Annotated in this window: 13 protein-coding genes and 1 tRNA gene; 10 read left to right on the forward strand and 4 right to left on the reverse strand. The window is 60.5% G+C overall.

What is annotated here, in order from left to right:
• The first annotated feature begins 98 nt into the window (after positions 1–98).
• Both lptF and lptG read left to right on the forward strand, forming a co-directional pair.
• Positions 99–1,220 (forward strand): LPS export ABC transporter permease LptF, encoded by a 1,122-nt coding sequence (lptF, locus tag G9C89_RS03060; protein ID WP_172144311.1) that lies wholly within the window; start codon positions 99–101, stop codon positions 1,218–1,220.
• A complete protein-coding gene (gene lptG / locus G9C89_RS03065) occupies positions 1,213–2,274 on the forward strand; it encodes an LPS export ABC transporter permease LptG (RefSeq protein ID WP_172144313.1) in 1,062 nt (353 codons plus the stop codon). Before lptF ends, lptG begins: the two co-directional genes overlap by 8 nt.
• A 48-nt stretch (positions 2,275–2,322) precedes the next feature.
• On the opposite strand, the gene G9C89_RS03070 is transcribed toward lptG, so the two are convergent.
• From G9C89_RS03070 to G9C89_RS03080, 3 genes are all read right to left on the reverse strand, one after another.
• Positions 2,323–2,823 carry an RDD family protein gene (locus G9C89_RS03070; RefSeq protein WP_172144315.1) on the reverse strand — a complete coding sequence of 167 codons (501 nt, stop codon included), beginning with the start codon at positions 2,821–2,823 and terminating at the stop codon, positions 2,323–2,325.
• Between the two features lie 111 nt (positions 2,824–2,934).
• Positions 2,935–3,147 (reverse strand): cold-shock protein, encoded by a 213-nt coding sequence (locus G9C89_RS03075; protein WP_172144317.1) that lies wholly within the window; start codon positions 3,145–3,147, stop codon positions 2,935–2,937.
• A 458-nt stretch (positions 3,148–3,605) separates the two neighbouring features.
• Positions 3,606–3,690: transfer RNA gene (locus tag G9C89_RS03080), tRNA-Leu, on the reverse strand.
• 112 nt (positions 3,691–3,802) lie between these two features.
• Here G9C89_RS03080 and queA point away from each other — a divergent pair.
• The 6 genes from queA to G9C89_RS03110 all read left to right on the forward strand — a co-directional run bounded on the left by queA (position 3,803) and on the right by G9C89_RS03110 (position 9,847).
• Complete coding sequence (queA, locus tag G9C89_RS03085) at positions 3,803–4,852, forward strand: tRNA preQ1(34) S-adenosylmethionine ribosyltransferase-isomerase QueA (protein ID WP_172144319.1); 1,050 nt, start codon at positions 3,803–3,805, stop codon at positions 4,850–4,852.
• Between the two features lie 14 nt (positions 4,853–4,866).
• Complete coding sequence (gene tgt / locus G9C89_RS03090; RefSeq protein ID WP_172144865.1) at positions 4,867–5,982, forward strand: tRNA guanosine(34) transglycosylase Tgt; 1,116 nt, start codon at positions 4,867–4,869, stop codon at positions 5,980–5,982.
• Between the two features lie 39 nt (positions 5,983–6,021).
• Positions 6,022–6,354, forward strand: a complete 333-nt coding sequence (gene yajC / locus G9C89_RS03095; RefSeq protein ID WP_172144321.1) for a preprotein translocase subunit YajC — start codon at positions 6,022–6,024, stop codon at positions 6,352–6,354.
• Positions 6,355–6,416: 62 nt separating this feature from the next.
• Positions 6,417–8,285, forward strand: a complete 1,869-nt coding sequence (gene secD, locus G9C89_RS03100; RefSeq protein WP_172144323.1) for a protein translocase subunit SecD — start codon at positions 6,417–6,419, stop codon at positions 8,283–8,285.
• A 9-nt stretch (positions 8,286–8,294) separates the two neighbouring features.
• Positions 8,295–9,200, forward strand: coding sequence for a protein translocase subunit SecF (gene secF, locus G9C89_RS03105; protein WP_172144325.1), 906 nt, complete (start codon positions 8,295–8,297; stop codon positions 9,198–9,200).
• Positions 9,201–9,310: 110 nt separating this feature from the next.
• Positions 9,311–9,847 carry a glycine zipper 2TM domain-containing protein gene (locus tag G9C89_RS03110; RefSeq protein ID WP_172144327.1) on the forward strand — a complete coding sequence of 179 codons (537 nt, stop codon included), beginning with the start codon at positions 9,311–9,313 and terminating at the stop codon, positions 9,845–9,847.
• Positions 9,848–9,932: 85 nt separating this feature from the next.
• Here G9C89_RS03110 and suhB read toward each other — a convergent pair whose 3' ends face one another.
• Positions 9,933–10,748, reverse strand: coding sequence for a type III secretion system regulator SuhB (suhB, locus tag G9C89_RS03115; protein ID WP_172144329.1), 816 nt, complete (start codon positions 10,746–10,748; stop codon positions 9,933–9,935).
• Positions 10,749–10,893: 145 nt separating this feature from the next.
• Here suhB and trmJ point away from each other — a divergent pair, with 145 nt between their 5' ends.
• Both trmJ and cysE read left to right on the forward strand, forming a co-directional pair.
• Positions 10,894–11,673 carry a tRNA (cytosine(32)/uridine(32)-2'-O)-methyltransferase TrmJ gene (gene trmJ, locus G9C89_RS03120; RefSeq protein WP_172144331.1) on the forward strand — a complete coding sequence of 260 codons (780 nt, stop codon included), beginning with the start codon at positions 10,894–10,896 and terminating at the stop codon, positions 11,671–11,673.
• Entirely contained in the window at positions 11,666–12,445 is a 780-nt protein-coding gene (cysE, locus tag G9C89_RS03125; RefSeq protein ID WP_172144333.1) for a serine O-acetyltransferase, read from the forward strand. Before trmJ ends, cysE begins: the two co-directional genes overlap by 8 nt.
• The last annotated feature ends 93 nt before the right edge of the window (positions 12,446–12,538 follow it).

A 12,538-nucleotide genomic window follows, 5' to 3' on the forward strand; every position in this document is an offset into this window, starting at 1 on the left:
CGGTTATTTTTTCGATGGTTCGTCTGTGTGCGAACCGGCAAACAGTGCGGCTAGTGTGATCGTAGCCGCCTGAGCCTGACAACCCTGGAGTGTCTGGTTTGATCGTGTTCCGTTATTTGTCCCGTGAAGTGCTGGTTACCTTGAGTGCGATGAGTGCCGTACTGCTGGTGATCATAATGAGTGGCCGTTTCATCAAGTACCTGGCGCAGGCGGCCCAGGGGTTGTTGGACCCTGGCGTACTGTTCATGATCATGGCCTTTCGCCTGCCGGGGTTCCTGCAGCTGATCCTGCCGCTGGGACTGTTCCTCGGCATCCTTATGGCCTACGGCCGGCTCTATCTCGACAGCGAGATGACAGTCCTCTCGGCCACGGGCATGAGCCAGCAGCGCTTGCTGGTCTACAGCCTGGCGCCGGCTCTGCTGGTCGCCCTGTTGGTGGCCTGGTTGAGCATGGGCCTGGCGCCGCAGGGTGTGGCGCAGGTGGCGAAGATTTTCAACGAGCAGGATGCCCTGACCGAGTTCGATACCCTGGTGCCTGGGCGTTTCCAGGCCATGAAGGACGGTTCGCGGGTGACCTATACCAAGGAGTTGTCGGCGGATCGCGGTGAGTTGGCCGACATCTTCATCTCCGAGAAGCGGTTTTCCCGTGAGGGCGACAAGGAGCGCGGCATCACCGTGCTGGTGGCGGAAAGCGGACGCCAGGAAATCCAGGCCGATGGCAGTCGCTATCTGATTCTGCAGAACGGTTACCGCTACGACGGCAATCCAGGCCAGGCCGACTACCGGGCGGTCCAGTACGACACCTATGGCGTGCTGTTGCCCAAGCCATCGGTCAGTGGCGAGATCAGTGAGCGTGAAGCCGTACCGACCCGTGACCTGATCGGCAGTGATAATCCGCGCTTGCAATCCGAGCTGCAGTGGCGCCTGTCGCTGCCGCTGCTGGTGTTCATCGTGACCCTGCTGGCGGTGCCGCTGTCGCGGGTCAATCCACGGCAAGGCCGCTTTCTCAAGCTGCTGCCGGCCATTCTCTTGTATATGACGTACCTGGCGCTGCTGATCGCTGCACGCAGCGCCCTGGACAAAGGACGAATCCCTCAGGCGTTAGGCTTGTGGTGGGTGCATGGAGTATTTCTGTTGATTGGACTTGTGCTGCTCTATTGGGAGCCGTTGCGCCTGAAATGGGCGAGTCGCCGCGCCGGGTCGGAGGTGGCTCATGCTTAGATTGGATCGCTACATCGGCACCCAGGTATTTTTCGCGATCCTCACGGTGCTGGGGGTCATCGTCGGCCTGGCATTGCTGTTTGCCTTCATCGACGAGATGGGCGATATCGAGGGTAGTTACGGTTTGCAGGGGGCGGCCTGGTACGTCTTTCTGACCCTGCCGCGGCGGGTCTACGAGATGCTGCCGATGGCGGCCCTGATCGGTTGTCTGATCGGCCTGGGCAGCCTGGCCAGCAACAGCGAGCTGACCATCATGCGCGCCGCCGGGGTTTCGATCGGACGCATCGTCTGGGCGGTGATGAAGCCAATGCTGGTGCTGATGCTGGCCGGCATTCTGATCGGCGAGTACCTGGCGCCCTGGAGCGAAAACCAGGCTCAGGCCGATCGTGCCATGGCTCAGGGCAGTGGCGAGGCGCAGAGCTCCAGGCGCGGCTTGTGGCACCGCCAGGGCGAAGAATTCGTGCATATCAATGCGGTGCAGCCTGATGGCGTCTTGTTGGGCGTGACCCGTTATCGCTTCGATGACCAGCGCCACATGCTGTCTTCCAGCTTTGCCCGGCGCGCGCAGTATCAGGGCGATCACTGGCAGCTGGAAAATGTGGCGACCACGCGTTTCCGTGAGCGCAGCACCGAGGTGGTAAAAGCACCGAATGAACGCTGGGACGTCGAGTTGAACCCGCAGTTGCTCGGTACTGTGGTGCTGGAGCCTGAAGCGTTGTCGGTAACCGGCTTGTGGCGCTATATCCATTACCTGGCCGAGCAGGGTTTGAATAACGGTCAGTATTGGCTGGCATTCTGGAGCAAGGTCTTGCAGCCGGCAGTGACTGCCGCGCTGGTGTTGCTGGCGATCTCCTTCATCTTCGGTCCCTTGCGCTCGGTGACCCTGGGCCAGCGGGTCTTTACCGGCGTGGTGGTGGGCTTCGTGTTCCGCATCGCCCAGGACCTGCTCGGGCCTTCCAGTCTGGTGTTCGGTTTCTCGCCGCTGTTCGCCGTGCTGATTCCCGCGGCGGTTTGCGCCTTGGCCGGTGTCTGGCTATTGCGCCGCGCAGGTTAGTTGCTGCAGTCGATAAAAAGCCGGCGCTGAGCCGGCTTTTTCGTTTTTCTACGGCTTGTTCTTGTGGATATTCTTCGGCAATTGCACCGTGCGGCTGGCGGAGTAGATGTCATGCCAGCTGCGCTTGTCCTTGTCCCAGAGCACCCAGAGAAACCCCAGACCCAGGCACAGCCAGGAGGCGATGGCGACCAGGAAGCGCAGCAATGCCTGCCATAGACTGATGGCCGTGCCGTCGGCGTTCTGGATCCGAATGCCCCAGACCTGCATGCCCAGCGTCTGGCCGTTGTGCGTCCAGAACTTGGCGAAGAAACCGAACAGGCTGAGTACCAGCAGGGTGGACAGTAGCGGGTCGCCATCCAGTGCGCCGGCATCGGAGAGCTGTTTGAGCTGCGCTTCGCCGTAGAACCCCATCAGGATCAGCTTGTAGGCAAAGGTCACGACGATCAGCAGAGCCAGGCACAGCAAAAAATCATAGAACATGGCAGCCAGGCGGCGGATTAATCCGGCAGAGGGAAAATCACCCTGCGGGCGCAGCAGGTGTTTGGGCATGTGCGGGCTCGATATGCAATAAAGCGCTAAGTCTGGATGGTGCGATCGCGGTATTCGGGAGCATAAAAAAACCCCCGACGTTGCCATCAGGGGTTCTTCAAAACTGCAGGGTTATTCCTGGACTTGAACCTGGTCAGCCTGCATGCCTTTTTGACCTTGAACAGCAACGAAGCTGACTTTCTGGCCTTCTTTCAGGCTCTTGAAACCGTTGCCCTCGATCGCGCGAAAATGCACGAATAGATCCGGACCGCTTTCAGGAGTGATGAAGCCAAAACCTTTCTCGTCGTTAAACCACTTGACGGTACCGTGCTGACGATTCGACATGTCTTATTTCCTTGAAACTTTAGTTAATGACAGCCTCCATCGATAGAGGACTGAGACTGGTTGCAAGGAGTAGTGCGACGTCGAACGGGATGTAGCGGATCTGGATGATCTACTGCACCAGGCCATGATTTACGGCGACCCATGCAAACACAGTGGAAAACACTCTACGCTAACTCAAAGGCAAATGCCAACCCCCGCCAGGCCTGTGTTTCAGGCGTAATCAGGCGGATTTTGTGCCGCTGCAATAGGCGTTTCGGCCGTGCTCGCCGGTGGGTGAGCGCGCACTGCAAGCCGTTGCCTGAATCGCCTCCGGCGAGAATGGATTCTTCGACCGAACCCAATCTGCTCGCCGATCTATCTTCCCGTGGACTGGTAAGGGCAGGGGAAATCGCAGGCAATAAAAAACCGGCTCCAGGGCCGGTTCTTCGAGTGTTTCTGGTAGTGCTTGACGCTAAATATGGTGCCCCGGGGGAGACTCGAACTCCCACTTCTTTCGAAAACGGATTTTGAATCCGCCGCGTCTACCGGTTCCGCCACCGGGGCACAATGGCGGCGAAGTATAGGGATGCCTCGGGGCTTGGTCAATCCACTTGCGTGGTCAGAGTGCACTATTTCCGGTAAGCTTTGCCGCCCTGCTAGACGACCCCTTCCGAACATGCGCGTTGCCGACTTTGATTTCGAGCTGCCTGACGCTCTTATTGCCCGCCATCCCCTCGCCGAGCGCCGCGCCAGTCGCTTGCTGGTGCTGGATGGGCCCAGTGGTGCGCTGGCGCATCGTCAGTTCAGTGATCTGCTGGAGTATTTGCGCCCCGGCGATTTGATGGTGTTCAACAACACCCGGGTGATTCCTGCGCGGCTATTCGGGCAGAAGGCGTCTGGCGGCAAGCTCGAAGTGTTGGTCGAGCGGGTACTGGACAGTCATCGCGTGCTGGCCCATGTGCGTTCGAGCAAATCGCCCAAGCCGGGTTCGACGATTCTGCTCGATGGCGGCGGTGAAGCGCAGATGCTGGCGCGGCATGACGCGCTGTTCGAGTTGCGCTTTGCCGAAGAGGTTTTGCCGTTGCTCGAACGGGTCGGTCACATGCCGCTGCCTCCTTATATAGATCGTCCGGATGAGGCCGCCGATCGTGAGCGCTATCAGACCGTCTATGCCGAGCGCTCCGGTGCAGTGGCGGCGCCTACTGCGGGCCTGCATTTCGATCAGGCGCTGCTGGCGACCATCGCCGGGATGGGGGTTGCGAGCGCCTTCGTGACCCTGCATGTCGGGGCCGGGACTTTTCAGCCGGTACGGGTCGAGCGCATCGAAGATCACCACATGCACAGCGAGTGGCTGGAGGTCGGTCAGGAGGTGGTCGATGCCGTGGCGGCTTGCCGTGCCCGTGGCGGGCGTGTGGTGGCAGTGGGTACCACCAGCGTGCGCTCGCTGGAAAGCGCGGCGCGCGATGGCGTGCTCAAGGCGTTCAGCGGCGACACCGACATCTTTATCTACCCGGGCCGGCCGCTGCATGTGGTCGATGCTTTGGTAACCAATTTTCATTTGCCGGAATCGACCTTGTTGATGCTGGTATCGGCGTTCGCCGGCTACCCGGAAACCATGGCGGCCTATAAAAGTGCGGTCGCCGAAGGTTATCGCTTCTTCAGTTATGGTGATGCCATGTTCATCACCCGCAACCCCGCGCCACGCGGGCCAGAGGATCACGTATGACGCGCACCTGCCGGATGTCTTTCGAATTGCTGGCGACCGATGGCAAGGCGCGACGCGGGCGCATGACCTTCCCCCGTGGTGTGGTCGAGACGCCGGCGTTCATGCCGGTGGGCACCTATGGCACGGTCAAGGGCATGTTGCCGCGCGACATCGAGGCGATCGGCGCGCAGATGATCCTCGGCAATACCTTCCATCTGTGGTTGCGGCCGGGCACCGAAGTGATCAAGGGTCACGGCGATCTGCACGATTTCATGCAGTGGCAGGGGCCGATCCTTACCGACTCCGGTGGCTTTCAGGTGTTCAGCCTGGGGGCGATGCGCAAGATCAAGGAGGAGGGGGTGTATTTCGCCTCGCCGGTGGATGGCGCCAAGGTGTTCATGGGCCCTGAAGAGTCGATGCAGGTGCAGCGCGATCTGGGCTCGGACATCGTGATGATCTTCGACGAGTGCACGCCTTATCCGGCCGAATTCGATGTGGCCAAGCGTTCCATGGAACTCTCGCTGCGCTGGGCCAAGCGCTCGAAGGAGGCGCACGGCGACAACACGGCGGCGCTGTTCGGTATCGTGCAGGGCGGCATGCATGAAGAGTTGCGCATGCGTTCGCTGGAGGGTCTGAATGCGCTGGATTTTGATGGGCTGGCGATTGGCGGCCTGTCGGTCGGCGAGCCGAAGGAAGAAATGATCCGCGTGCTGGACTACCTGCCCGCGCTGCTGCCGGCCGATAAGCCGCGCTATCTGATGGGGGTGGGCAAGCCTGAGGACCTGGTCGAGGGCGTGCGCCGCGGCGTCGACATGTTCGACTGCGTGATGCCGACCCGCAACGCGCGCAATGGTCATCTGTTCGTCGAGACCGGAGTGTTGAAGATTCGCAATGCGGTGCACCGGCATGACGATTCGCCACTCGATGCGACCTGTGACTGCTATACCTGTCAGCATTTCTCCCGTGCCTACCTGCACCATTTGGATAAATGTGGCGAAATGCTGGGCAGCATGCTGAATACAATCCACAACTTACGGCACTATCAGCGGCTGATGGCTGGTTTGCGCGAGGCTATTCAACAGGGTACATTGGCCGCCTTTGTCGATGCCTTCTATACCCGTCGTGGCCTGCCGGTCCCGGCGCTGGACTGATAATCAACGTTATTAAATAGTTTCCAACAGGAGTGTTACATGAGCTTTTTGATCCCTGCCGCTTATGCCGATGCCGCTGCCCCAGCTGGTCCGGTTGGTTCTGGTTTCGAGTGGGTGTTTCTGGTCGGCTTTCTGGTCATCTTCTATCTGATGATCTGGCGTCCCCAAGCCAAACGTGCCAAAGAGCACAAGAATCTGCTCGGCACCTTGCAGAAGGGCGACGAAGTCGTGACCAGCGGCGGTATCGCCGGCAAAGTGGCCAAGGTCAGCGATGATTTCGTGGTGCTGGAAGTGTCCGACACCGTCGAGCTGAAGATTCAGAAAGTGGCCATCGCCGCGACCCTGCCCAAGGGCACGCTGAAAGCTATTTAAGCGGCACACTCTTACCATCCGACGGGGCGCTTAAGGCGCCCCGCGTCATAACGGGCGGCGTCATGCTCAATAGATTCCCTATCTGGAAGTACCTGCTGATCCTGGCTGTGCTGGCTATCGGCTTTCTTTATTCCGCGCCCAACCTGTATCCAGATGATCCGGCAATCCAGATCAGCGGCAACAGCACGGCCATGCAGGTCGAGCAAGCTGATCTGGAGCGCGCCACTCGTGCCTTGCAGGCAGCGGGGATTGAGGTCAAGGCTTCGAGTCTGGCCGCGCAGGGCCGTGCCGGCCTGCTCCGGTTGACCAGTCAGGCCGATCAGCTGCCGGCCAAGGATGTGGTGCGCAAGGCCTTGGGCGAAGAGTTCGTGGTGGCCTTGAACCTCGCGCAGACCACCCCCGATTGGTTGCGCAACCTGGGTGCGGGGCCGATGAAGCTGGGTCTGGACTTGTCCGGTGGTGTGCACTTCCTGCTGGAAGTGGATATGGACAAGGCGCTGGATGCGCGGCGCAAGGTCTACGAGGGAGAAGTCAAGAGCGTGCTGCGCAAGGAGCGTGTGCGCTACCGCAGCCTGCCTGAGCTCAACGGTGCAATTCAGCTGGGTTTCGTCGACGAGGCGACCCTGGAAAAGGCCGAGAGTCTGATTCGCAAGGAGTTCTCCGATTTCGAGTTGAATACGGTCGAGCGTAACGATTTGCAGGTGCTGCGCTTGACCCTGACCCAGGCCAAGCTCGCGGAAATCCGCGAATACTCGATCAAGCAGAACCTGACCACCGTGCGTAATCGGGTCAACGAGTTGGGCGTGGCCGAGCCGCTGGTTCAGCGTCAGGGCGCCAACCGTATCGTGGTTGAGTTGCCGGGGGTGCAGGACACCGCCGAGGCCAAGCGTATTCTGGGCAAGACGGCCAACCTCGAGTTTCGCCTGGCTGCCGCCCCCGATGCGTCGAGGGCCTCGACCGAGGCCTTCGAGTTCCGCGAGGAGGGGCGTCCGCCTGCCGAGTTGGAGCGTGAGCTGATCATCACCGGCGATCAGGTGACCGACGCCCAGGCCAGCTTCGATGAGAATGGCAGTCCGCAGGTGAACATTCGTCTGGATGGTCATGGCGGCGAGTTGATGAACCGGGCGACGCGCAGCAATGTCGGGCGCAGCATGGCGGTGATCTTTATCGAGCAGAAGCCGACCGTGCGCTACCTGCGCCAGGTTGTCGATGGCGTCGAGCAGGAAGTCGCCGTCCAGAGCTTCATCGAAGAGAAGAAGATCATCAGTCTGGCGACCATTCAGTCGCCGCTGGGTAGCCAGTTCCGGATTACCGGTCTCGACGGTCCGGGCGAGTCGACCGAGCTGGCGCTGCTGCTGCGTGCCGGCGGCTTGGCGGCGCCCATGTACTTCGCCGAAGAGCGCACCATCGGTCCGAGTCTGGGGGCCGACAACATCGGCAAGGGTGTCGATGCCTCGCTCTGGGGCATGCTCTTCGTCTCGCTGTTCATGATCGCCATCTACCGCGTCTTCGGGGTGCTGGCGACCATTGCCCTGGGTTTCAACATGGTGCTGCTGCTGGCGCTGATGTCGCTGCTGAGTGCCACCCTGACATTGCCGGGTATCGCCGGTATCGTGCTGACCATGGGTATGGCGGTCGATGCCAACGTGCTGATCTTCTCGCGGATTCGCGAGGAAATCGCCAACGGCATGTCGGTGCAGCGGGCCATTCACGAGGGCTTCGATCGCGCATACTCGGCGATTATCGACGGCAACCTGACCACGCTGTTGGTGGGTGGGATCCTCTTCGCCATGGGTACCGGTCCGGTCAAGGGCTTTGCGGTGACACTGTCGCTGGGCATTCTCACCTCGATGTTCACCGCTATTCTGGTGACGCGAGCCATGGTCAACCTGAGCTTCGGCGGGCGTGACCTGAAGAAGTTGTGGATTTAAGGGGCTGAGATGAGTCGTGTAATTAACTTCATGGGCGTGCGCAAGATTGCGCTCGCCCTCACCCTGCTCGTGACCTTTATCGCGTTGGGTAGTCTGGCCACCAAAGGCCTGAATTTTGGCCTGGATTTTACCGGTGGTACGCAGATCGAGCTGGCCTATGAGCAGCCGGCAGACCTTGGCAACATTCGCCAGCATCTGGCGGGCGCCGGCTATGGCGATGCCGTGGTGCAGAGCTTTGGTGCCACTACCGAGGTGGTGGTGCGCATGCAAGGCGATGACCCGGATTTGGGTAATAAGGTTGCCGCTGTGCTGCAGCAGGCGGGCGACAAGCTGCAGGTGAAGAAGGTCGAATTCGTCGGGCCGCAGGTGGGTGAGGAACTGCGTGACCAGGGCGGCCTGGGCATGCTCCTGGCGCTGGGCGGGGTCATGCTGTACCTGGCCTTTCGCTTTCAGTGGAAGTTTTCCGTGGGCGCCTTCGTCTCGCTGGTGCATGACGTCATCGTCACCCTGGGCATTCTGTCGTTCTTCCAGATCACCTTCGATCTCACGGTGTTGGCAGCGCTGCTGGCGATCATCGGTTATTCGTTGAACGACACCATCGTGGTCTTCGATCGGGTGCGCGAGAATTTCCGGGTGCTGCGCAAGGCCGACTTGATCGAAAACATCAATATCTCCACCACGCAAACCCTGTTGCGCACCCTGGCTACCTCGATCTCGACCTTGCTGGCTATTGGCGCCTTGCTGGTCTTCGGCGGCGATAATCTGTTCGGCTTCGCGTTCGCGTTGTTCGTGGGGGTGCTGGTGGGTACCTATTCGTCGATTTATATCTCCAACGCAGCGCTGATTTGGCTGAGTCTGACTGTCGAGGATCTGATTCCGCCGGTGGCGACCGAAGAGGTCGATGAGCGGCCCTGAGTCTGGCTGAGCGGGCGCTGTGCGCGGGGATTGAACTTGCTGCACGTCGCCCCGGTCCAAGGTTCGGAGATCAGGCCCATGCGCCGAATAAGTGAAAATCAGGAGTTCTCATGAACAAATCAATGCTCGTTGGTGCTGTGCTGGGGGCTGTCGGTGTAACGGCAGGTGGTGCGGTCGCCACTTACAACTTGGTGAGTGGTCCCGAGTACGCGGAAGTTCTAGCTGTGCAGCCGATCAAGGAAACGATCAAGACGCCGCGTGAAGTCTGTGAGGACGTTACCGTGACCCGGCAGAAGCCGGTAAAGGATCAGCATCAGATTGCCGGTACGGCTATCGGTGCGGTCGTTGGCGGTTTGCTGGGTAATCAGGTCGGTGGCGGTACTGGCAAGAAGATCGCCACCGTGGCCGGTGCTGTCGGTGGTGGTTACGCCGGTAACAAGGTGCAGGAAAATATGCAGGCCGGCGCCACCTATACCACCACTGAAAACCGCTGCCGTACCGTGACCGATACCAGCGAGGAAGTGATCGGTTATGACGTGAAGTATCAGCTGGATGGTAAGGAAGGGCGGGTGCGCATGAACAGCGATCCGGGCAGTCGGATTCCGGTCAAGGATGGGCAGTTGGTATTGGCCGAAACGGTCGAGTAACCCTGCAAATGGAAAGCGCCCTGCGGGGCGCTTTTTTCTGGGTAATAAAAAACCGGCCGTTGGCCGGTTTTTATTTATCGCGCCATCAGCGTTTCATTGAGGCGGAAAGATGCGGCTGGATGGCCGTCAGAACGGCCTTGAAGCACTTGGTGTTGCCGGCGACGATCTGGCCTTTCTCGAGGAATTCGTGGCCGCCGGTGAAGTCGCTGACCAGGCCGCCTGCTTCCTGAATCAGCAGGGCGCCGGCTGCCATGTCCCATTCGGACAGGCCGAATTCCCAGAAGGCATCGAAACGGCCTGCGGCCACGTAGGCCAGGTCGAGGCTGGCGGCACCGGCGCGACGAACGCCAGCCGTCTGGCCAACCAGGTTGCGGAACATGCCCAGGTAGTTTTCCAGGTTGTCGAGCTGGCTATCGCGGAACGGGAAGCCGGTACCGAGCAGGGCGCCTTCCAGGCTCTTGCGTGAGCTGACGCGCAGGCGGCGACCGTTGAGGGCGGCGCCACGGCCGCGGCTGGCGGTGAATTCTTCCTGGCGCACCGGGTCGATGACCACTGCATGCTCCAGCCGGCCGCGGTATTTGCAGGCCAGGCTGACGGCGAAGTGCGGCACGCCGCGGATGAAGTTGGTGGTGCCGTCCAGCGGATCGATGATCCACAGGTAATCGGCGCCGTCGCCGCTGCCTTCGATCAGGCCGCCTTCTTCGCCGAGGAAGCCGTGGGTCGGATAAGCCTTGCGTAGCGCTTGGATGATCAACTGCTCGGCAGAGCGATCAATCTCGGTCACGTAATCCTTGGCATCTTTCTCGTCGACCGAGATGACGTCCAAGCGTTCGATCGAGCGGAAAATCATTTCACCGGCGCTACGGGCTGCGCGCAGGGCGATATTCAGCATGGGCTGCATGGGCGATTCACCTGGGTCGTTAAAGAAAGCCGGCCATATTAGCAGAAAAGGCTGGTTGATGAAGTGCCGTCTGTGTCTTGCATGGCATTACCCTGGGTGGTTCTGTAAGCTTTGCTGCCCTTGGCTGCCCATGTGAGCGTTTGCGTTGCTGCAAAATATTCGAGTGGTTCTGGTTAATACCAGTCATCCCGGTAATATCGGCGGTGCTGCGCGCGCCATGAAAAACATGGGCCTGTCGCGCCTGGTGCTGGTCGATCCGATAGATTTTCCCAGTGGCGATGCGGTGGCCCGGGCCTCGGGGGCGACCGATATTCTTGAGGGCGCGCAGGTGGTCGGCACGCTAGAAGAGGCGCTGGTCGGTTGCAGTCTGGTGCTGGGGACCAGTGCGCGCGATCGACGCATTCCCTGGCCGTTGCTCGATCCGCGCGAGTGCGGACTGGCGGCGTGCGAGCAGGCCCTGCAAGGCGCCGAAGTGGCCTTGGTGTTCGGTCGTGAGTACGCAGGCCTGACCAACGAGGAACTGCAGCGTTGCCATTTCCATGTGCACATTCCGTCCGATCCGGATTTCAGTTCGCTGAACCTGGCGGCGGCAGTCCAGGTGCTGGCCTATGAGGTGCGCATGGCCTGGTTGGCGGCGCAGAATAAACCGACCAAGACGCTCAAGTTGGAGACCACGGCGATTCAGAGTTCCCAGCCGGTGACGACGGATGAGCTGGAGTCCTTTTATGCGCATCTGCAGCTCGCCCTGGTCGAGATCGGCTTTCTCGATCCGGCCAAGCCGCGGCACTTGATGAGCCGCTTGCGGCGCCTGTACGGTCGTAGTGGTATCAGTAAGCTGGAAATGAATATCTTGCGTGGCATTCTGACGGAAACCGTCAAGGCGGCGCGTGGTGAGCACCATAAGCAGGGGAAAACTGATGTTTGAGCGCATGCGGGAAGATATCCAGAGCGTATTCCATCGCGATCCGGCGGCGCGCAATGCGCTTGAGGTGGTGACCTGCTATCCGGGTCTGCATGCGGTCTGGCTGCATCGTCTGGCCCATGCGCTGTGGACCTCCGGTTGGAAGTGGTTGGCGCGGGTGGTCTCCAATCTGGGGCGCTGGCTGACCGGGATCGAGATCCATCCGGGGGCGAAGATCGGTCGACGTTTCTTCATCGACCATGGCATGGGCATTGTCATCGGCGAGACGGCCGAAATCGGCAACGATGTCACCCTGTATCAGGGGGTGACCCTGGGCGGCACCAGCTGGAACAAGGGCAAGCGTCATCCGACGTTGGAAGATGGCGTGGTGGTCGGTGCGGGGGCCAAGGTGCTCGGGCCGTTCACGGTGGGTGCGGGTGCCAAGATCGGTTCCAACGCGGTGGTGACCAAAGAGGTGCCGGCGGGGGCGACCGCCGTCGGTATTCCCGGGCGGGTCATCGTCAAGGTGGATGACGAGCAGGCGGCCAAGCGCCAGGCCATGGCGGAAAAGCTGGGCTTCGATGCCTATGGTGTCGGTCAGGACATGCCGGATCCAGTGGCGCGCGCCATTGGCCAGTTGCTCGATCACTTGCAGGCGGTTGACGGGCGCCTGGAGGGCATGTGCAAGGCGCTCAACGAACTGGGCAGCGACTACCGCGCCAAGGAGTTGCCGGCCCTGCGTGACGAGGACTTCGTCGGTGTGTGCAAGGATCAGGATGGCAAGCCGGCGGCTTGATGCGTCCTGGCCAGTGGTTTGCTATGCTGGGCGCCCTCCGATTGCGGCTAATCCCGAGTAAAACCCTAGGTCTTATAGTTGACTTAAATACTC

It is taken from the genome of Pseudomonas tumuqii (assembly GCF_013184545.1).
Lineage (GTDB): Bacteria > Pseudomonadota > Gammaproteobacteria > Pseudomonadales > Pseudomonadaceae > Aquipseudomonas > Aquipseudomonas tumuqii.